Origin of the sequence: Pseudoclavibacter sp. 13-3 (genome assembly GCF_021168475.1) — a bacterium.
GTDB lineage: Bacteria > Actinomycetota > Actinomycetes > Actinomycetales > Microbacteriaceae > Pseudoclavibacter_A.
Window position 1 is genome coordinate 53,255 of record NZ_JAJOZT010000002.1, and the last position, 19,568, is coordinate 72,822.

15 protein-coding genes are annotated in these 19,568 nt (G+C 65.2%); 4 read left to right on the plus strand and 11 right to left on the minus strand.

Translation table 11 applies throughout. The features are described from left to right. Position 1 precedes the first annotated feature (1 nt). Together murJ and LRX77_RS03905 are read right to left on the minus strand one after the other, a co-directional pair. Complete coding sequence (gene murJ / locus LRX77_RS03900) at positions 2 to 1,657, minus strand: murein biosynthesis integral membrane protein MurJ (RefSeq protein ID WP_231831570.1); 1,656 nt, start codon at positions 1,655 to 1,657, stop codon at positions 2 to 4. Then, positions 1,654 to 3,753, minus strand: coding sequence for a DUF6049 family protein (locus tag LRX77_RS03905; protein WP_231831572.1), 2,100 nt, complete (start codon positions 3,751 to 3,753; stop codon positions 1,654 to 1,656). Before LRX77_RS03905 ends, murJ begins: the two co-directional genes overlap by 4 nt. A 148-nt stretch (positions 3,754 to 3,901) precedes the next feature. On the opposite strand from LRX77_RS03905, the gene LRX77_RS03910 reads away from it, so the two are divergent. Next, positions 3,902 to 5,353 carry a CCA tRNA nucleotidyltransferase gene (locus tag LRX77_RS03910; protein WP_442961605.1) on the plus strand — a complete coding sequence of 484 codons (1,452 nt, stop codon included), beginning with the start codon at positions 3,902 to 3,904 and terminating at the stop codon, positions 5,351 to 5,353. 107 nt (positions 5,354 to 5,460) lie between these two features. Here LRX77_RS03910 and LRX77_RS03915 read toward each other — a convergent pair whose 3' ends face one another. The 3 genes from LRX77_RS03915 to LRX77_RS03925 all read right to left on the minus strand — a co-directional run bounded on the left by LRX77_RS03915 (position 5,461) and on the right by LRX77_RS03925 (position 7,840). Next, a complete protein-coding gene (locus LRX77_RS03915; protein WP_231831573.1) occupies positions 5,461 to 5,871 on the minus strand; it encodes a hypothetical protein in 411 nt (136 codons plus the stop codon). Positions 5,872 to 6,020: 149 nt separating this feature from the next. Next, complete coding sequence (locus LRX77_RS03920; protein ID WP_231831574.1) at positions 6,021 to 6,284, minus strand: mycoredoxin; 264 nt, start codon at positions 6,282 to 6,284, stop codon at positions 6,021 to 6,023. Between the two features lie 80 nt (positions 6,285 to 6,364). Further along, the gene (locus LRX77_RS03925; RefSeq protein WP_231831576.1) at positions 6,365 to 7,840 is read right to left on the minus strand and encodes an amino acid permease; all 1,476 of its coding nucleotides are present in this window, start codon (positions 7,838 to 7,840) and stop codon (positions 6,365 to 6,367) included. A 196-nt stretch (positions 7,841 to 8,036) separates the two neighbouring features. Between LRX77_RS03925 and LRX77_RS03930 the strand changes: the two genes are divergently transcribed. The 3 genes from LRX77_RS03930 (at position 8,037) to LRX77_RS03940 (ending at position 13,001) form a co-directional block, all read left to right on the plus strand. Further along, complete coding sequence (locus LRX77_RS03930) at positions 8,037 to 11,006, plus strand: variant leucine-rich repeat-containing protein (RefSeq protein ID WP_231831578.1); 2,970 nt, start codon at positions 8,037 to 8,039, stop codon at positions 11,004 to 11,006. Between the two features lie 191 nt (positions 11,007 to 11,197). Continuing rightward, positions 11,198 to 11,536, plus strand: a complete 339-nt coding sequence (locus LRX77_RS03935; RefSeq protein ID WP_231831580.1) for a P-II family nitrogen regulator — start codon at positions 11,198 to 11,200, stop codon at positions 11,534 to 11,536. A 205-nt stretch (positions 11,537 to 11,741) separates the two neighbouring features. Continuing rightward, positions 11,742 to 13,001 carry an ammonium transporter gene (locus tag LRX77_RS03940; RefSeq protein WP_231831582.1) on the plus strand — a complete coding sequence of 420 codons (1,260 nt, stop codon included), beginning with the start codon at positions 11,742 to 11,744 and terminating at the stop codon, positions 12,999 to 13,001. A 159-nt stretch (positions 13,002 to 13,160) separates the two neighbouring features. Here the strand turns inward: LRX77_RS03940 and purT are convergent, their stop codons facing one another. The 6 genes from purT to LRX77_RS03970 form a co-directional block, all read right to left on the minus strand. Then, positions 13,161 to 14,573: a formate-dependent phosphoribosylglycinamide formyltransferase gene (gene purT / locus LRX77_RS03945; protein ID WP_231831583.1), complete on the minus strand. Its 1,413-nt coding sequence runs from the start codon at positions 14,571 to 14,573 to the stop codon at positions 13,161 to 13,163. 83 nt (positions 14,574 to 14,656) lie between these two features. Then, a complete protein-coding gene (locus LRX77_RS03950) occupies positions 14,657 to 15,991 on the minus strand; it encodes a variant leucine-rich repeat-containing protein (protein ID WP_231831585.1) in 1,335 nt (444 codons plus the stop codon). 123 nt (positions 15,992 to 16,114) lie between these two features. After that, positions 16,115 to 17,374 (minus strand): variant leucine-rich repeat-containing protein, encoded by a 1,260-nt coding sequence (locus LRX77_RS03955; protein ID WP_231831587.1) that lies wholly within the window; start codon positions 17,372 to 17,374, stop codon positions 16,115 to 16,117. A 146-nt stretch (positions 17,375 to 17,520) separates the two neighbouring features. Then, a complete protein-coding gene (locus tag LRX77_RS03960; protein WP_231831589.1) occupies positions 17,521 to 17,790 on the minus strand; it encodes a PLDc N-terminal domain-containing protein in 270 nt (89 codons plus the stop codon). A gap of 9 nt (positions 17,791 to 17,799) precedes the next feature. Continuing rightward, the gene (locus LRX77_RS03965; RefSeq protein WP_231831591.1) at positions 17,800 to 18,078 is read right to left on the minus strand and encodes a glutaredoxin family protein; all 279 of its coding nucleotides are present in this window, start codon (positions 18,076 to 18,078) and stop codon (positions 17,800 to 17,802) included. 48 nt (positions 18,079 to 18,126) lie between these two features. Beyond that, positions 18,127 to 19,473, minus strand: a complete 1,347-nt coding sequence (locus LRX77_RS03970; protein WP_231831592.1) for a variant leucine-rich repeat-containing protein — start codon at positions 19,471 to 19,473, stop codon at positions 18,127 to 18,129. Positions 19,474 to 19,568: the final 95 nt, after the last annotated feature.

The window sequence follows — 19,568 nt, forward strand, 5'->3', positions numbered from 1 at the left end:
GTCATCGACGACGAAGGCGACCCAGGACCCTGCCGACCGGGCGCAGCAGCGTGCCCAGCTCATCCACCCGAAGCAGGCGCAGCATGATGACGTAGACGACGCCCATGACGACGGCGAGCAGCACGCAGCTGATCACGGCGGTGACCTTCGAGGCGAGCGCGAAGCCGCCGGGAGCGAAGGCGCCGAGCAGGGCCATCAGCCCCACACCGACGGCGGCAGATGCCACAGCGCCGATCAGCAGCCGCACGTGCACGCGCACGACGTGGCGACCGTCGATGCCGCCGAGTCGACGGCGCAGCAGCCAGAAGAGCACCACGGTGTCGAAGGCGATCGCGCAGCCGGCGATCAACGCCTCGTAGAACACCACGGAGTGCGGGTCGCCCTGGGTGATCAGCCAGTAGCAGGGCAGCACCAGGACCATGCGCACCAGGGCGACGAAGAACGGGGTTCTGGTGTCGTCGAGGGCGTAGAAGGCGCGAATGGCGAAGAGGTCGGCGCTCACGACGATCAGAAAGGGCATCAGCACGAGCAGCACGCGGGCGAAGGCCTGATTCTGCGCGAAGTCGCCGGTGGTGAAGACGCGCGCCATCGGCATGACGGCGACGGTCATGGCGGCGGCGGCGAACACCGTGAGCACCCCGGTGTGGCGCAGGCTGGCCGAGAGGTCGCGTGTGAAGGCGGAGCGATCGTGCGACGCGGCGTGCTCGCTGAACCGGGTGAAGTAGACGGTGGCGATCGACACGGCGATGATGCCGTGCGGCACCAGCTGCAGCAGACTGGCCGTCTCGAAGCTGGTGATGCCCATCAGCGTGGTGTCGCCGGGGGTGCGATACGGCTCGGTCGAGTTGGCCACGACGGTCTTCACGAAGGAGTGCACCCAGTCGAGCGCGACCATGCCCAGAATCCAGACGGCGGCCACGAACGTGGGTTTGAGCCCGGTGTGGCGCCACTGGAAGTCGGGCCGAAAGCTCAGGCCGGCCCGGCGCCACCAGGCGAACATGATCGCGGCCTGCAGCGCGACGCCGAGCGTCGCCGAGAGCCCCAGCGTCGAGATCATGCCGGGCGTCCAGTCACTGACCGGCGTGTTGCCCTGGGGGTCGGCGCTGAAGAGCCAGATGAAGATGACGAACCCGGCGATCGAGATGACGTTGTTCAGCACCGGGGCCCAGGTGTACGGGCCGAAGACCTTGCGCGCGTTGTAGATGCCGCTGAGCAGCGCGTAGAGGCCGTAGAAGAAGACCTGTGGCATGCACCAGTACGTGAACGCCGTGGCGAGGGCGAGGTTGTCGCCGGTCCAGCCGCCGGTGAACGCCTTGGTGATCACGGGCGAGAGCAGCGTGAGCACCAGCGTCACCACGAGCAGCGCCGAGAGCACCAACGTCATGATCTTGTTGATGTAGCCGCGGCCGCCGTCTGCGCCGCGGGTCGCCTGCACGATCTGGGGCACGAGCACGGCGGTGAGCACGCCGCCCGCGGTGAGCTGGTACAGCAGCGACGGAATCTGATTGCCCGTCATGAAGGCGTTGGACGCTGTCGTGCTGACGCCGAGGGCCGCCACGATGAGGAATGTGCGCACGAAGCCGAGCAGTCGTGACACGGCGGTGCCGAGGGCGAGCACGAGCGAGCTGCGCCCCACTGAGGCGGATTCTGCGGTCATCGGGTCGGGGTCTCCGTTGTGTCGTCGGTCGAGAGTCGGTGTCGGCGCCGGATCAGGCTGCGCACGAGCCCGAAGCCGAAGAGCGCGGTGACGGCTGCGCCGGCGATGCCGAGGCCGATGCCCTCCCACTGCGCCTGGACGTCCATCGGCCGAGACACCGTCTCGCCGATCGCATCGCCGTGAACATTGGTGATGCCGATGTTCAGCACGACGCTGCCGTTGGCGATCGCCCGCACGGGCACCTGTGCGGTGGCCGCGCTGTGGGGATCGATCGTGAGACTGACCGGCGACTTGGTCGTGATGCGGCCGCTGCTGGGAGAGATGTGCACCTGCACGGTCACCGGCTGCCCGGTGTCGTTGCGCACGGCCACGGGAATCTGCGAGCTGCCCGAGACCAGCGTCAGGTTGGTCGTCGAGGTGATCGCGACGGCACCGATCTGCGCGGCGCTGTCGGCAGCCTGGGCGGCGACGGTCTGGCTCCAGGCGTCGTCGCGACTCCAGCCGGCACCGCACAGCGATGCGGTCTGCTGCAGGAACGTGCTGCGCACGGTCTGGGGATCGGCTGAGATCGAGGCGAGACGATCGACCGACGAGGATGCCTGGGCCAGGTCTCCCAGGGGGCTGAGGTCGTCCTGTTCGCCGGTCTGCGACGTGTCGAGGTCGGTCTGCGGCGCATCGTGCCCGTCGTTCTGATCGCTGCTGTCGCCGCCGTTCTGCGCGTCGTGGTGCGGGGTGATCTGAACCCCCGGCTGCAGCTGAACGCCGGCGCCGGCGACCGCTCTGAGCGCGTCGCCGGCCTGCTTGGCCTGCTGGCTCCAGCCGCGCGGCAGCACGGTCGTGACCGCTGAGAAGTCCTGTGTGGCCAGCCCGAGCGTCGTCGCCATCGCCGTGATGCGGTCGCGGTCGCGCTGCTGCTGGGTGCCGTCGCTCTCGAGGCTGTCGTGCAGAGCGTCGATGAGGTTGTGGTTCGCCCCGATCACCGGAGTGCCCTGCAGCCGGCGCAGGTTCACGTCGGCCGAGGTGTCCTGCAGTCGATCGGTGCCGATGATCAGCGGTCGCTGGCCGCTGACCAGATTGAGCCCTGAGCCGGCGAGGTCGCCCGAGGCCTGTGCGAGCACGAGGGGCTGATCGGTGCTGCCAGCCGCACCGTTGCCGAGCAGGTCGTCGCCGATCTGCGACACACCGGCCGCCGAGAGGGCCTGCACGTCGGCATCGCCCCAGAGAAGGGGCATGATGCCTGAGAAGGCCTCGAGCCGCTGTTTCCAGGCCAGGGCGTCGGGCGGGGCGCTCTCGCCCAGCACCGTGATGCTGGTGAGAATCTTGGGATCGACCGCCAGCTGCACGTTCAGCGAGTCGAGGGCGTCGAGCTGCGTGGTGAGATCGCCGTCGGCATCGGTGAGCTGTGCCAGCTGGTCGGCGGTGTAGAAGCGACCGGTTGTTGCAGGCCCGGTGATCGGCACGATGACGTTGAGCGGCCGTACATCGCTCTGCGAGACGTTCCAGGCGAGTGTGCTCTGCTGCCAGACGCTGTCGCTGCTGTTCGAGGTGAGACGCACAGCGTAGCCGAGCACGCCTTTGTCGTCGGCGAACTGCCAGGTGGGCAGGCGATCGGCGTCGCCCTCGAAGGTCACGGTCGCACTTGCGCCCGGCTCGATGGTCTGCACGGGTCGCCCGCCGACCTTCGTGGCACGGCCGCCCAGCCCGGTCGTGCTCGCGATGTCGTACCAGTCGCGCACCTGCGTGGTGGTGGTCATCAGGCGGTTGCCCAAGTAGAACTCGACCATCGCAGACACCAGGGGCTCATCACCGCTGTTCGTCACCGTCGCCGTGATGCTCAACGGGGTGTGCGCGTCGAGCACACGTGGCGGGCGGTCGATGCTCAGCTGCACGTCGCTGGCCGAGATCCGGGTGGGCTGCACTGCGGATCGGTCTCGTGCGGCAGATGTGCCGGCGGACGCCGTGGTGACGTGCGCTGACATGTCGGCAGCCGGCGCGGCGGCTGCGTCGTGCGTCGCGGGCGCGGTCGTCGCGAACAGGAGGGCGCCGGAGAGCAGGATGCCGCCCGCGGCGCTCAGGCGACGCGCGCACGGTGTCATCGGCGTCGACCGGTGGAGCGCAGAGGGTCCACCAGCCGAGCGGCTGTGACGTTCTGCGTGCATGAGTACCCTTCGAATTGTGCGTGTCTACTCTACCGGCGCGAGCGCCGGGCCGATTCCGGGCGGGCTGTGGGAAGATTGTCAGGATATGAACGAGAACGAGCAGGCCGAGTCAGCACAGCAGCCGAAGAGCATCGTCGAGGCGATGGGATCGATGCATCGGGTGCTCGACTCTCCGACGCTCGAGCGTCTCGGGCGCGCCTTCGACAGAGCCGGCTTCGAGCTCTCACTGGTCGGCGGCTCCGTGCGTGACGCGCTGCTCGGCCATCATGGAGTCGATCTCGACTTCACCACGAGCGCGAGCCCGGACGAGGCGCTCGCCGTGCTGAAGCCGCTCGCGACGGCGCACTGGGACATCGGCCGGGCCTTCGGCACGGTGGGGGCGCGCATCGACGGTCAGCAGGTCGAGGTCACCACCTACCGGGCCGACTCCTATGATCACCAGACCCGCAAGCCGACCGTGGAGTTCGGCGACAACCTCGAAGACGATCTGAAACGGCGAGACTTCACCGTCAACGCGATCGCGGTGCGTCTGCCGGCACGAGCCGTGGTCGATCCCTTCGGTGGCGTGAGCGATCTGCTCGCCGGCGTGCTGCGCACTCCCGGCCCCGCGGCCGTCTCATTCGCAGACGATCCGCTGCGCATCATGCGGCTGGCCCGCTTCGTGGCCCAGCTGGGGTTCACCGTCGATCCCGAGACCTATGACGCTGCAGCCGAGCGCTCGGCCACGATCACGATGATCTCTACCGAGCGCGTGCGCGACGAGCTGGTCAAGCTGATGCTCTCGCAAGACCCGATCAGCGGACTGCGCCTGCTGGTCGACACCGGGGTCGCCGACCATGTGCTGCCCGAGCTGCCGGCTCTGCGCCTTGAGACTGACGAGCACCATCACCACAAAGACGTCTACGAGCACTCGCTCACCGTGCTGCGTCAGGCCATCGACCTCGAAGGCGATCAGCCCGACCTGGTGCTGCGCATCGCGGCGCTGCTGCACGACATCGGCAAGCCGGCGACGCGTCGCCTCGAGCCCGGTGGCGTGGTGACCTTTCACAACCACGATCTGGTGGGTGCGCGTCTGGCGACCAAGCGTCTCAAGGCGCTGCGCTTCGAGAAAGACGTGATCAAGCCGGTCGCTCGGCTGATCGAGCTGCACATGCGCTTCTTCGGCTACGGCGAGCAGGAGTGGTCGGATGCCGCGGTGCGGCGCTACGTCCGCGACGCCGGCCCGCTGCTGCAGCGTCTGCACTGTCTGACACGAGCCGACATGACCACGCGCAACCAGCGCAAGGCGGCTCGGCTGCGAGCGGCCTACGACGAGCTGGAGTGGCGCATCGAGTACCTGACTGAGCAGGAGGAGCTCGCAGCCGTACGCCCGGAGCTCGACGGCGAGCAGATCATGAACGTGTTGGGCGTCGAGCCGGGACCTGTCGTGGGCAAGGCCTATAAGTTTCTGCTCGACCTGCGCCTCGACGAAGGGCCTTTGGGCGTCGACGAGGCCACGAAGCGGCTGCTGGCCTGGTGGGCCGAGCAGCAGAGCTGAGTCTCAGCGCCGTGGTGTGCAGGTGAGAAGGCCCTGCGGCTGCCGCCGAACCGCATCGCGCGGTGGGGCAGCAGCCGCAGGGCCTTCTACTGTGTCGAAGCGAAGGCTCAGTCGCCGATGACTTCGGTGAGGTGCTGGATGGCGGCCTCGAGCAGGCGCACGGCCTCTTCTGAGGCGGCCACAGAGGTCTTGATCTCGTCGGCGTCGAGCTCGGCACCGCGAGCGATCTGCTCGGCGTTGATCGCAGCGGCGGCGTCGAGCTGGGCGCGCAGCGTGGCGGGGTGAATGTTGGTCACGCGCATGATCGTCTCGATCGCGGTGCGCGAGATCGTCGAGGTCAGCGTTGATACCGAGAGACGGCGCCACTGCGCAGGCTCGGTGCCGGTCTCGGCGGCGAGCAGGGCGGCGTCGGCGGCCTTCTGCAGTGCGTCGCTGACGTCCTGCAGCTTCTGCACGCTGATGCCCGAGAACTCCTCGGGAAGTTCGATGCTGGAAAGGTCAGCCTTCTTGGCGGCCATATGAGCTCCTTTGCGTCAATATCTTCTGGCTCAGACGGACCGGCGTCGGCGAGGCGGTCCAGTGACGATCTTACGTCGCGCGATCGGGCAGCACGAATTGGCCGCGCAAGGCGGGGGCGACCACGGCATCCGCCGCAGAGCGAGACCGGTTATGCGGCGCCCAGCCGCTCGCGCACCTGGGCGAGCGAGGGATTCGTCGCCGCGGTGCCGTCGGCGAAGAGCAGTGTCGGCACGGTCTGGTCGCCGCCGTTCACTCTGCTGACGATCTCGGCCGCGTCGGGGTGCTGCTCGATGTCGACCTCTTCGAACGGCACCTCGGCGCGCTGCAGCTGCGTCTTGAGGTTGCGGCAGTACCCGCACCATGGCGTGGTGAACATCGTGACATGCCCCGATTGAGGCTGGTATGCGGTCATGTCGACGATTCTGTCACCTTCGTGGCGCGCCTGCTGTGGCCACGCTGCGTGGTGCGGGTCTGGCCGCGTCGGGGGATGCCTCAGTCGCGCCTCGTCGACGTGTCGGCCTGGTCGGCGGGCACGTCGTTGTTCGTGCCGGGCACCCGCTCGGTGCGAGGCGTGATGTCGATGCCCGCCTCGGCCAGTTCGGTCTTGTTGCCGCTGATGCGGTTGCGCATGAAGAGGTAGACGACCGCGAGCAGCACGAACCAGATCGGGGTGACGATGAGCGCCTGGAGCGTGTCCTGCTCCTGCGTCAGGGCCCAGATCAGGAACACGAAGAAGACGAACACGGCGATCACGCTGACGATGCCGCCAGGCAGCCTGTACGTCGACTTCTCGTGCAGCTCGGGGCGCTTGCGCCGGTAGGCGAGATAGCTGCACATGATGATCGTCCAGACGAAGATGAAGAGCACTGACGAGATGGTCGTGATCATCGTGAACGCACCGATGACCGAGTCGCCTGCGTAGAGCAGCACGATGCCTGCGAGCAGGAAGGTGCATGAGAAGAAGAGCGCGTTCCTCGGCACATGACGCTTGCTCAGGGCGCTGAGCCAGAAGGGGGCGTGACCCTGAGTGGCGAGGCCGTAGACCATGCGCGAGGTGGAGTAGATGCCGCTGTTCGCCGATGACGCGGCCGAGGTGAGCACGACCAGGTTGACGACGTGTGCGGCGATGCCGATGCCGGCCATCGCGAACATGTTGACGAAGGGCGACTGGGACGGGTCGATCTTGTTCCACGGGTTCACCGTCAGAATCACGAACAGCGAGCCCAGGTAGAACAGCACGATGCGCCAGGGAATCGAGTTGATGGCCTTCGGCAGCGTCTTCTGCGGGTTCTGGGTCTCAGCTGCCGCGGTGCCGACCAGCTCGATGCCCACGAAGGCGAACACGGCGATCTGGAATCCGGCGACGAAGCCCCAGAAGCCGGTCGGGAAGAAGCCGCCCTCGTCCCACAGGTGCGTGATCGAGGCGGTGTCGCCCGATGGCGTCTGGAACTGCGTCAGCAGCATGATGACACCGACGACGACGAGTGCGGCGATGGCGATGATCTTGATCAGCGCGAACCAGAACTCGATCTCACCGAAGTTGCGCACTGTCGGCAGATTGAGGGCCAGAAGCAGGGCGATCAGCAGGATCGCAGGCACCCAGAGCGGGATGTTCGGGAACCAGAAACGGGTGTAGCCGGTGATCGCGATGACGTCGGCGACGCCGGTGACGACCCAGCACAGCCAGTAGGTCCAGCCGGTGAAGAAGGTCGCCCATGGCCCCAAGAGGTCACCGGCGAAGTCGGCGAACGACCGATAGTTCAGGTTCGAGAGCAGCAGCTCGCCGAGTGCGCGCATCACGAAGAACAGCATTGTTCCGATGATCGCGTAGACGAGCAGGATGCTCGGGCCTGCCAGTGAGATGGTCTTTCCGCTGCCCATGAACAGGCCCGTGCCGATGGCACCGCCGATGGCGATGAGCTGCAGGTGCCTGTTCTGTAGGTTGCGTTCGAGTGTTGGTTTGCTCATGGAGCGCGAGTCTAGTCCACATACGATTCATAAGTTTCGCGTGAAACACGTTGGTAACAGAGGTCGTTGTTTCACGTGAAACATTGCACCGGCATGGGGAATGCGCACCATCACCTGTGTCGCAGGGGCATCCTATGATTGGCGAAGGAGGAAGCGCCATGACAGATGCTGTCGCGACGCCTGCAGAGGGGGAGACATGTCTGACGGCCGATCGAGCGCATACGACGAGATGCTGGCGTACGCACAGCATCCGCAGGCAGATCGAGAGGTGCTCGCTCAGATCGCGATGAGCCGACCAGATCTTCGGCAGGTCATCCTGCGGAATCCGGCGGCTGACGAACCGCTGCGCGGCTGGATCAGAGCGTTGCCCGACACCGAGGCGACCGTTTCGACCACCGCTGTGGGCGATGAGTTCTCTGACGCGCCGACTCTTGTGGCGGGGCAGTCTTTCGCCCCTGACCAGACGACCGCGGCCGCGCCAATCCAGATGCCAGGCGGTCAGGGGCATTCGACCCCAGGGCAGAGTGCTGGGCCCATGCAGCAGTCGCAGCCAGGCCCTGCGTGGCAGTCAGGCCAGTGGTGCGACGCGGCGAACACAGTGCCTTCGCCTTCAGCGGCGCAGGCGTTCTCGACGCAGGCGTTCTCGACGGAGGCGCCGACGAAACCGCCCAGGCGAATGGGGAGACTGGTTGCGATCGCAGGCGGGGCCGTTGCCGTGCTCGTCGTCGGAGCGCTGGTGCTGAGCGGGGTGGTGCCGACACCGTGGGCGAGGTCGTCTGTGTCGTCGGCGGTCGCTTCTGACGCCACCAAGACCCTGGGTGCGCTGCCTGCCGGTTCTGACTCATACCTCACGCAGCCGGTGGAGAAATGGACGGCGAAGGTCGCAGACCTGCCTGCTGATCTGAAGGCGACGGCCTTCATGCCGAACACATATGGGCAAGGCGTTCCAGGTGTCGGGGCCTCAGCGCTCGCAGTCGGTGACAGTAACGTGCTCATCAACTTCTCGACGGCGTCGTATGAACATCAGCAGTATGGCGACGTGTGGAGCGCTGACGTGACGAAGGCTTCGACGGGGGTGGCCGCCTTTGACCGTGCAACGGGCGAATACCGCTGGTCGCACCTGTTCTCTGCCGATGACGGCACTGACGGTTCTGCGGTGCCGACGTGCGGCCTGAGTGTCGTCGACGATGTGTTCGCCTGCAGCACCGGTGGGGGTATGACGCTGTTCGACGAGAAGAGCGGCGACGTGCGCGCTCGGGTCGAGGCCTCTGATCTCTTCGGGCATGATGACTATCGAATCGACGCCAATGGCGTCTCGGTCGACCCGCAGTCAAGTGCGATTCTGGTTGTGGGCGAGTCTGTCGCCGCAGGGTCGGGCGCCACAGACTTCACCGTGTCGCGACTCGGCAGCGACGGTGAGGTGCAGTGGAAGACAGACCACCCCGCTGCCGGTGGCGATGGCCGGCAGTGGGATTCGCTCGTCATGCGAACACCATTCGGCGACTCATTGATGATCAACACCGACGGTGCCGGCTCATTTGGCGTCTTCGCCATCAGCACCGGCGAGCTGAAAGCTGCGGGGCCGGGCGCTGCCCTGTTGAAGAGCGAGAACTCGCTCGAATACACGGGTGACGGCCTCACCGTGAACACGATGGCGCAGAGTACTTCTGCGGCCGACGTCGAACAGGACATCTCACCGACCCAGGCCCTTGGCGTTCGTCTGCGCGACAGCGGTCGCGGTGACTCGATCACCGCCTATGAGGCCCAGTCGGGAGCCAAGCGGTGGTCTGCGACGCTTCCCGCAGACCAGACGGTGCTCACGACGGGCCTCGACCAGGCTGTGGCCGTCGCCGACCATGACACGCTGGCGGCACGTTCGCTCAGCGATGGCACTCAACTGTGGTCGATGTCGCTCAATGACGGCCGCAGCGCGCTCGAGACGGGTGGGCCGCTCGTGGCGACTGGGAATGCCACATCGGTGACCGCCCTGGGAACCTACGCCGATGGGAATGGCTGGCATGGCGCATCCACCGCAGCGAGCGAGCAGAACGGGGTGCCAGGGTGCGCCGATGGGCGCGTGCTGCTCTCGTGGAGCAAATGGTCTGACGGATGGTTCACCGCATGCGCTGACTCTGACGGCAAACGCCCGCAGGTGCAGATGCGCGCATCTGACGGCAGAACGCTGTCTGGCGACAATCTCAAGGTGAACGACCACTGGACGCGTTTCTGCGGCAGTCTCGGCGAAGCCGATGCGTGCTCAGACTTCCGAGACGGAATGGTCACCTATCATCCACGCTCGGGCGATGCTGAGATGATTCCGACACAGACCGGATGGTTCACGGGCAACGGTGCGAGCGGTCTCGGCCAGGGGGCCGACGTGCCTGACGGGGTGCCCTCGTGCGAAGTCGGCACGAGTCTGGTCGGCTGGGGGTCAAACGGCGGCGACTGGGTGCTCTCCTGCGGTGAACGCGACGGCAGACCCGCGACGCTGCGTCTGAACGGCTTCGGTGGTGGGGATCGCACGGCCACTGACGTGCACCTGCAGGACGGCTCAATCTGCGGCTCGATTGCCGGGGGGAGCATCTGCTTCACGAGCACACCGGGAACCCTTGTGCTCGACACGCCCTCAGCGCGGTCACAGAACGGCGTGGCCCAGGTATGGCAGCGCGGCCAGTCAGGTGATGGCGGCGGAGCGTATGGCGTGCAGGCCCCGGGCACGACGGGCGCCGACCAGGCGAGGTACCTCGTCGACGTGCTCGAGAAGTCGCGCAGCGCACGCCAGTCTCTGCAACCGGCCGTGACTGCCATCAGCGCTTGCGGGTCGGGTCTCTCCGGGCCTCGCTCGACGCTGCGCGTTGTGACGCAGAACCGGCAAGATCTGCTTGCAGCGATCAGTTCTTCCCCGGTCGACCAGATCGACAATGGTGATGGGCTCGTCGCTCAGCTGCGTGCCGCTCTGCAGGCATCACTCGATGCCGACCTCAGCTATGAGCAGTGGGCAGACGCGGTGCTGAGTCAGGGATGCGGCGCCGGAAGATCGGCGTTTGCCGATGCCAATGGGCACTCTCAGACAGCGACGACAGCCAAAGAGACGTTCACGAACAGCTGGAACGCGAGTGTTGCTCCGAAGTATGGCCTGTCGACCTTTGGGCGTGACGACATCTGAGTGATACGGCCACGCGTGAGGTGTGATCGGGCGGTTGCAGCCTGCTGCTGAGAGCAGAAGAACACGGTGTGAATCGGTGTCTTCTGGCATCTGATTCAGGTCGTAACCACGAGATAATGTGAGTGAAACATGACTGCTTTTGAATAGGGAACATGACCACATGTTCCTGACCCCCATGAAGGAGTCGCCTCATGCAACTCATCAGCGGTGTGATTCAACCACATCGTCTGCAGATCGTGAAAGATGCGCTCAAAGCAGTCGATGTTCATGGCCTGACCGTCACTGATGCCGCCGGCTATGGGGCACAGGGCGGGCATTCTGAGGTCTATCGAGGCGCTGAGGTGCGCATCGATTTCGTGCCGAAGAAGCGCATCGACGTTCTCGTGGCTGACGAGAACGTCGACGCGGTCATCGAGGCCATCGTCGCAGCTGCCCGCACCGGCAGTATCGGTGACGGCAAACTCTGGACTGTTCCCGTGCACAACGTGGTTCGTGTGCGCACAGGGGAGCGTGGACCGGCGGCGATCTGACGATCGGTCGGTGGCGTTGACGATGCTTTCGAAGCGATCGCCTCAGAGTCGCCTCATCCCCGTTCGACACTCTTGATCTTGTGGGGCGTGTTCAGTCTCTCGCCTCTGGGCCCTCTTGATACCGCGCTCGAAAGCACCTGCATTCGTTGGCTGAACTGTATTCACAATCTGCCCGAAGTGCTCATCTCACTGAGGAGAATTCTTTATGGAAACTGTTCCACAAGCGGATCTTGCGTGGAGCTTGGCCGCGTTCGGTCTCGTCATGCTGATGTTCCCCGGTCTCGCGATCTACTATGGGGGAACAGTCGGTCGAAAGAATGTCTTGAACACCATGCTCATGGTGTTCAGCGCTCTGGCGATGACCGTCGTCATCTACGTGCTCTTTCTGCATGGTCTTGTGCTCGGCGACTCGGTCGCGGGCCTGGGTCTGATCGGCAACCCGTTTGACTATGCGGGCTGGGCGTCATTCACCACCGACTTGGGCACGGGGGGTGCTGAGGATGCCTTCTGGGGGTCGTTCTATCTGCTCTTTGCGGCGATCACGGTGGCGATCATCGCGAGTGGTGCAGTCGGGCGCTTGAAATTCAGCGCGTGGCTCGTGTTCGTGCCGGTCTGGCTCGTGCTGGTGTATGCACCGCTGGCACACTGGGTCTTCGCGATCTCTGATGATGAGGCCGGCACAACAGGAGGCTGGCTGCGAAACGTCATTGAACTGCACGACTTCGCCGGGGGCACTGCGGTGCACATGAACGCAGGCGTCGCCGCACTGGCGTTGGCCTGGGTGCTGGGGCCTCGCAAAGAGATGGACCCTCGCCCACACAACATTCCCATGCTCGCGCTCGGTGGGGGCATTCTCTGGTTCGGCTGGTTCGGCTTCAACGGCGGTTCTGCCGCGGGTGCGAACTTCTTGGCTCAGTACGTGTTCATGACGACTCTGCTGGCCGGGTGTGCGGGCATGATCGGCTACATGATCGTGGAGAAGCTGCGCACCGGCTCAGTCACGGCTTTTGGCACCATCACGGGCATGATCGCGGGGCTTGTCGGCATCACGCCCTCGGCAGATGCTGTGGATGCGATCGGTTCGATCATCGTGGGCATCGCATCAGGGGCACTTGTGGCTTGGGCGGTGACGTGGAAGTCGAAGTGGGGCATCGATGACAGCCTTGATGCATTCGCCGTGCACGGCGTCGGCGGTCTTGCCGGAACCGTCTGTGTGATTCTGATCGGGTCATCGGCGGCACCTGCCGGGGTGACCGGCGTGCTGTTCGGCGGCGACCCGTCGATCATCTGGAGAGAATTCGTCGCAATCGCCGCCTGCGTCGGTTATTCATTCTTGATGACTGCCCTGATCGCCTGGGTGATGAAGAAGACGATGGGCATTCGCGTCACGGCAGCCGTTGAGAGTCAGGGGCTTGACGAGGGCCTGCATGCGGAGACTGCGGAAAGTGACCTGTCTCAGCGCTGAGCTGATGGAGCGATCCCGTGGAGTGTTTCGCGTGAGACAAATCTGATGTTTCACGTGAAACACTCCACGTTCGGCTTTGGCGATCGGTGGTGTTCGCACTGTTCGCTGCGAGCCTGGTGACGTGCCCTGGTGATTCTGGGGCCGGCCCTTGATCTGTGGTCAGCGCAGTTCGACGACGAGCGCGTCAGCGATTGCGTGAGCCCGCGCTCGTGCCTCGGCGACGCTCGCTCCGCGGGCGAGGGCGACCGCCACACGGCGCTCACCGTCGACTCGCGGCTTGCCGAACAGGCGAAGCTGAGCGGTGGGGGCGGCGGCGAGTGCGGCATCCACATGATGGAACACCGGAACGCCGCTGCCGGCGACCTTCACGGGCACGCTGGCGGCTGCGCCCGGAAACCGTTCCGGCTCGGAGACCGGCAGACCGAGCACAGCGCGGGTGTGCAGGGCGAACTCGCTGAGATCCTGACTCACGAGCGTGACCAAACCGGTGTCGTGCGGTCGGGGAGACACCTCGCTGAAGATGACCTCGTCGCCTTTGACGAACAGCTCGACGCCGAAGAGCCCCCAGCCGCCGAGTGCATCGGTGATGCGGCGAGCGATGTCGCGGGCTTTCTCTACGATCGTCTCGCTGAGGCCGACCCCGTCATCGTGGCTGGGGCGGTTCCCGATGTGCGCTGCTGATCGAGGCATGGGAATTGTCTCGTCTGCAGATCGAGGCATGGAAAGTGGCATGTCTGGGTGGTCTGAATGCGACATCTGCCATGACTCGGCGTAGTCGCCATCGACCTGCAGGTGATGAATCGGGTCGAGGAATGTGGTGCCGCCGGTGTGGCGCACCGTGAGCTGGGTGATCTCGTCGTCGAAGTCGACGAAGCCCTCGACGATGCACCGCACGGCGTGGCCGTCGGCTGCATGGCCACGCGAGCCTGTCTGTGCACTGCGCCACGCTGGAGCGACATCGTCGAGCGACCGCAGCACTGATTGACCGTGACCAGATGACGACATCACTGGCTTGATCACGGCCGGCAGGCCCAGCTGCTCGACGGCTTCGCGAAGCGCAGCGGCAGAGTCGACGAAACGATACGGGCTGGTGGGCAGACCGAGCGTCTCGGCCGCGAGGCGACGGATGCCTTCGCGGTCCATGGTGAGCACCGTTGCGCGGGCCGTCGGCACGATGCGCACCGGCCATGGCTGCTCAGCCTCGATCTCGGCGAGCACGCTCGTGGCGATTGCCTCGATCTCAGGAATCACCACGTCAGGACGTTCACTGTCGAGCACGGCTCGCAGTGCAACAGGGTCTTGCATGTCGACGACATGGGCCCGGTGTGCCACTTGGTGGGCCGGAGCATTCTCATACCGATCGACGGCAACGGTCTCGATGCCGAGGCGCTGCAGCTCGATCACCACCTCTTTGCCGAGCTCGCCGGAGCCCAGCAGCATTGCGCGTGTCGCACCAGGCGACAGGGGCGTGCCGATGGAGCCGGGTGTCGCGTCGGTGTCGGCGTTTGACGGGTCGGCCGGGCGATGAGATTGATCGTCATGAGGAGTCGGAGTGGCTGCGGCAGTGGTCATGCGTCTATTGTGGCGCACTGCGCTGCATTGTGGGTCTCACTGGCAGATGCCAGGTGACGGTCCGGGGTACGATGCAGCACTGGTCACGGAGTGTCGAGTGCCACCTGCCGGTCGTCTCTCAGATCACCGAGTTCAAGATGATCGTCCTTCCAGATGACGGGAAAGTGCAGTGTGCCTGCGCTGAGATCGCTCCCACCCGAGTAGGTATACCGATAGACAGATGCTTCGACACCGTCGGCACCAACCTTCACCTGAGACGAGGGGCCGAACCGTTCGAACCAATAGCTTGGATCATCACCCGGCGGGGATGACCTGAAGCCGCCGGTGTTCTTCTCGTTGAGCGTCGGTGTCGCCGCGAGGTCTTTGACCAGAACGATCTGGTCGAGAACGTCGAGCGCAGTGCCGTCTTGGTTCGGCGTGTAGGCCGTGAGCCCCAGATACCATTCGCCAGCGGTGTCGGTGCCACCGTGAGGGGAGTCATCGGTGACGAATGCCAGAATATCGTTGCTTCCGTCGCCATTCACGTCACTGATCGCCGTGTTCTCTTCGATCGGATACTCTTTGGGGGCTTCGTTGTATGACGAGTCTGGTTGGTCTCTGTTGCTTGCGAGGCCCACTTGAACTTTCGGCGGCTCGTCGAGGTAGTACGGGGTCCAGCCGGAGGCATCTGGTGTCGGGGCAGTCCAATTCTCGCCGGTTGCCACCGAGTTGGTGAAGTTCTGTACGCTGCTCGGCACGTCGCGGTTCGTGCCGTCGGTCAACTGACGGCGGTCTGCATCAGTCAGCGGGGCAGTCTTGAGCAGTTTGCGCAGGGCATCGTCGCTGAGTGATGCGTGTGCCGGTGCTGCTTCGGTGGTCTCAACGGGTGCTGCATCGCTGTGCTGGGCGGCAACGTACGTCGTGGTGCCCCCGCCAGCGGCGAGGGCGACAGCAGCCGCGCCGATGCCGATCTTGCCGATGATGCCGATGCTGCCGGCTTTCACAGTGGTGGCTGCAGTCGTTGCGGGCGCGGCCGCCGACGCTGACGTGGCTGTGGGCACCACGACCGGAGTGACCGTCGATGCTGCGGTAGTGGTGCCGGCGGTTGCTGTGCTGCTGGCCGCGCCAACGCCTGTGGCCCCTTCGGTCATGGCCAAGCCGGTTGCCGTCGCGGTCGCTGCGCTCGCGGCAGAACCGGCCGCGGGGATCAAGAGCGCCGGGCGCCTCTGGCGGTTGTCGGGCGCATGGTCAGCTGCGACATTGCGCAGCCATTGGTCGAGAGCGGGGTAAAGATGAGGGTGCACCAGAAGAGCTGGGATGAGCTGGGGCATGTGCGTGGCATACTGTGCGATCGCCTGGAGTTGCGCAGGTGTGGTGCGTGGATCGTGAGCACCCGCCATGAGTGCCCGGAAGAACGCGTCGTCTGTCTGACTGTGCATGGATCTTGCCCCCCCCGTGGCATGAGCGTGCCTCTGCATGCTAGCGATCTCGGCGTCTGATGAGATGATTTTATCGGATGTGCGTACGAGCCTGTTGGGTCGGGTGTTCAGTAGCAGACCGGTTCATCTGATACTGAGCAGCTGTGGAGCCAGTGCTCCGTCAACCCAATCCAGCCGGAAGGTGATCTCTTCGGAAGGGCTTTCAAGAGTGTGCTCTCCACGGTTGAGCGTCATGAGCAGATTATCGTCTGACGTACTGAAGACGTCGCATGCATTAGCCGTTGCGGTGTTGTAGGGGCAGATGTATGACGTCAAATCTGGAACGGCAGCCACCGACCCCGTGTACACCTTCTCGAGCTCGGGGGAGGGCCGCCCTGAGCGGGAATCGACGAGTGGCAGCTCGTCAAGAATCTCGAGTGCAGAGCCATCTGCATTCGGCGTGTACGCCACCACGTTGGCAAGCGTCCACGCACCGTCGTAGTACGGCGTCTGCATGAGACTGATGCTCACGACGTCAGCCGCGCCGTCAGCGTTGACATCGTGAATGAACGGTTTCTGCGAAGTCGTGCGACTCGGATCGATCTGAGCCTGATCGGCTTGCAGACGGAAGGTGCCGTCGATGGTGACTCCCAGAAAATTCTCACGGCTGATGGCAGGCGCCAACCACGACTCGGTGTAGTGCAGACTGGACGGATCATCTGTCTTGTAGCCGAGCAGTGCACGGTCTGAGTCGCTTACCGGTGCCGTCTTGAGCAGTTCACGCAGTGCGGTGTCACTGAGGGACGCGTGTGCTGGTGCTGCTGCGACGGTGTCCGTGGTGGTCTCTGCCTGGTTGTTCTGCCAGGCGATGTACCCGATGGTGCCGCCGCCTGTGGCGACGGCTGCTGCTGCGACACCTGCGGCGATCTTGGCGCCGGCCGCTGCCCCGGATGCGGTGGCTGTGCCGGCGCCTGCTGCTCCTGCTGACCCTGCTGGTGCTGCTGCGGCGACGTGGCCGGCTGCGAGAGGTGCCGAGACGGTGAGGCCTGCTGCCTCGGTCGCGGCACCTGCGCCGGTCGTGCCTGCCAGCCCGGCCGCGGTGACGCCACCCGCACTCACCGCTGCTGCAGCGCCGGGCAGAATGGTCGAGGCGAGCACTGTCTCATCGTCATCTGCGTCGTCAGGGCTCGCGGTGTGCGTCGCGCCAGTCGCGACGCCGGGCAGCGCCCGCAGCCACTGGGCCAGTGCCGGATACATGTTCGGATGTGCCAACAGGCCCGGAATCAGCTGGGGCATGTGCGTGGCATACTGTGCGATCGCCTGGAGTTGCGCAGGTGTGGTGCGTGGATCGTGAGCACCCGCCAAGAGTGCCCGGAAGAACGCGTCGTCTGTCTGACTGTGCATGGATCTTGCCCCCCCCAGGTGCCGGTGAAGCCGAGTCGTTGTGGCCTCATGGTGCGGCGTTGTTCTGCTGACAACAGTAGCCGAGGCCACTGACCTGGCCGATGGGGAGCATTCCCCGTGGAGGCACGAGTCAGCGGCTCATCTCATCATTTGATGCGAGGCAGTGACGTGGAATCTCTGCGGCCCAGGGTGAAGTACGAGAGCGGGCCGGCCCACGGAATGTTCAGAGCGATCGACCACACGATCTTCGGCCCACGCACCTCGTCTGAGCGCCGGTGCGACAGATCTGCAGCCGCAACGGCCGCCAGAGCGATCTGCGTGATGCCGATGACGGTGACGGCGATCTCGCGGCCACGTCCCGTGGCAGATCGTGTCGATGAGGATGCGGTGACCTGTGCGGCGGGTTTCTTCGTCATGTGCTGAGCCTACTCGGGCACGACGCCGAGCTCGCGAACCTTGGCTTCGAGTTCGGGGTTCGACGGCTCGACCTGATGAGTGCCGTCAGCGAACGCGATGACGGGGATGTTGGTGCGTCCGCTGATGCGCTTCGCATCATCTGCGCGTTCGGGGGTCGCGACGAGGTCGACATAGTCATAGGAGACATGGAGGTCGTCGAGCAGGGCCTTGGCCCGTCGGCAGTCGCCGCACCAGGCGGCACCGTAGAAGGTGATGGCAGATGTGGAAGCGGGGGTTTCAGCAGTCATGCGATCACTGTAGCGCGAGAGCCTGTCGGCCCCTTGGGCTGTGAGCCGTCACCGACTCGAGGTGATCTGCGCCGCGGGGCCGACGCTCACGCCGCCGTTGGTCCAGACGATCGGGTAGGTCACGGTGTCTGCGCCTTCGTCGGGGTCGAGATCCATCCACTCGCTGCCCCAGTAGTTCGAACGGCGAACCGTGACCTGGGTGCCGTCTGTGCTCAGTGAAAGGGCTGTGTACCCACCTGGCATTCGTGTGCTGGTGTGCTTGCCGCCGCCGCTGCGGTACTGCTGGTCGAGCGCGGGGTCGGCCCCGTGAGAGCCGGTCTGCTCCGACTGCACGACACCCTTCCACTCATCGAAGATGACCATCTGGCTGCGTATGGTGAGCGCGGCACCGTCGTCGGTCGGGGAGTAGACCGTCAGCGCGGCCAATCCCTCAGACGACCCACCGGTGCTGATGCCGCTCTTCGGCACGGGGTTGGTGACAATCGTCACGATGTCGTCGGTGCCGTCGCCATCGACGTCTCTGATCACCGGCTGCTGAGACCTGGTCGTCGAGTAGCCCGAGAGGCCGGGAAAGGTGCTGGTCGTGATCAGCCTGCCGTCGTTGACGACGCGAATACCCCCGTTGGTCCCAGTTGAAATGGTCGAGGCGCTGTAATTGGCGGGCACTGCTGCCGCCCCACCGGTGAGCGGAGCCATGTGTGTGAGGTAGTCGCGTTCTGCCTCGCCGACAGGTGCGGTGGGCAGCAGTGCGAGCAGCTGTTGATCGCTGAGCTTCGAGGCCTGTGATGGCTGAGCGGAGGAGTCAGGAGCAGTGGCATCGGCGTGCACGTTCTCCGGCGGCGCGGCCACGTTCGCCGTGTCACTCTTCGGCGCCCACGGCAGACCCTGATTCGCGACATACATCCCGGCGGCAGACCCGACGACTGCGAGGCCGACCACGCCCGCGCCGATCTTCACCAGCGTGGCCTTGGCGAGGCCGGCTTTCACCACACCGGCTTTGGCCGTTCCTGTCGTTGAGGCGCCGACGGCACCAGCACCGCCGCTTGCGCTGATGGCGGCCGCTTCCGTCCCACCCCCGGCGAGGCCGAGGGCAGCCGCTCCCGCAGCGGAGGCCGCGCTTGCGCCGCCGGCCACCAGATATGCCGAAGACGGTCGCGGCTCGTCGTCGTGAACGGCGTCGATGCGACCCGCGCCTGAGAGCACTGCCGATGCGCCGGGCAGCGTCTGGAGCCAGTGTGCCAGACCGGGGTACATATTCTGGTGCGACAGCAGGGCGGGAATCAGAGAGGGCACGGTCGTTGCGTACTGCGCGACTCGTTGCAGGTCTGCGGCCGAGGTTCGTGGGTCTCGTGCCGTGACCATCAGTCGTCGCACCTGTTCCGCATCCATCTCCATGACATCCCCCGTAATCGACGACGAGCGGTCAGCAGATGTTTCACGTGAAACACCACGCGTCGCCGACTGGTGAGCTCATGCGGCGGATGCTGGCC

Excerpts from the sequence above, each read along its gene's own strand:
- murJ (WP_231831570.1), bottom strand. The coding sequence starts at position 1,657 with ATGACCGCAGAATCCGCCTCAGTGGGGCGCAGCTCGCTCGTGCTCGCC.
- LRX77_RS03905 (WP_231831572.1), bottom strand. The coding sequence starts at position 3,753 with ATGACACCGTGCGCGCGTCGCCTGAGCGCCGCGGGCGGCATCCTGCTC.
- LRX77_RS03910 (WP_442961605.1), top strand. The coding sequence starts at position 3,902 with ATGAACGAGAACGAGCAGGCCGAGTCAGCACAGCAGCCGAAGAGCATC.
- LRX77_RS03915 (WP_231831573.1), bottom strand. The coding sequence starts at position 5,871 with ATGGCCGCCAAGAAGGCTGACCTTTCCAGCATCGAACTTCCCGAGGAG.
- LRX77_RS03920 (WP_231831574.1), bottom strand. The coding sequence starts at position 6,284 with ATGACCGCATACCAGCCTCAATCGGGGCATGTCACGATGTTCACCACG.
- LRX77_RS03925 (WP_231831576.1), bottom strand. The coding sequence starts at position 7,840 with ATGAGCAAACCAACACTCGAACGCAACCTACAGAACAGGCACCTGCAG.
- LRX77_RS03930 (WP_231831578.1), top strand. The coding sequence starts at position 8,037 with ATGTCTGACGGCCGATCGAGCGCATACGACGAGATGCTGGCGTACGCA.
- LRX77_RS03935 (WP_231831580.1), top strand. The coding sequence starts at position 11,198 with ATGCAACTCATCAGCGGTGTGATTCAACCACATCGTCTGCAGATCGTG.
- LRX77_RS03940 (WP_231831582.1), top strand. The coding sequence starts at position 11,742 with ATGGAAACTGTTCCACAAGCGGATCTTGCGTGGAGCTTGGCCGCGTTC.
- purT (WP_231831583.1), bottom strand. The coding sequence starts at position 14,573 with ATGACCACTGCCGCAGCCACTCCGACTCCTCATGACGATCAATCTCAT.
- LRX77_RS03950 (WP_231831585.1), bottom strand. The coding sequence starts at position 15,991 with ATGCACAGTCAGACAGACGACGCGTTCTTCCGGGCACTCATGGCGGGT.
- LRX77_RS03955 (WP_231831587.1), bottom strand. The coding sequence starts at position 17,374 with ATGCACAGTCAGACAGACGACGCGTTCTTCCGGGCACTCTTGGCGGGT.
- LRX77_RS03960 (WP_231831589.1), bottom strand. The coding sequence starts at position 17,790 with ATGACGAAGAAACCCGCCGCACAGGTCACCGCATCCTCATCGACACGA.
- LRX77_RS03965 (WP_231831591.1), bottom strand. The coding sequence starts at position 18,078 with ATGACTGCTGAAACCCCCGCTTCCACATCTGCCATCACCTTCTACGGT.
- LRX77_RS03970 (WP_231831592.1), bottom strand. The coding sequence starts at position 19,473 with ATGGAGATGGATGCGGAACAGGTGCGACGACTGATGGTCACGGCACGA.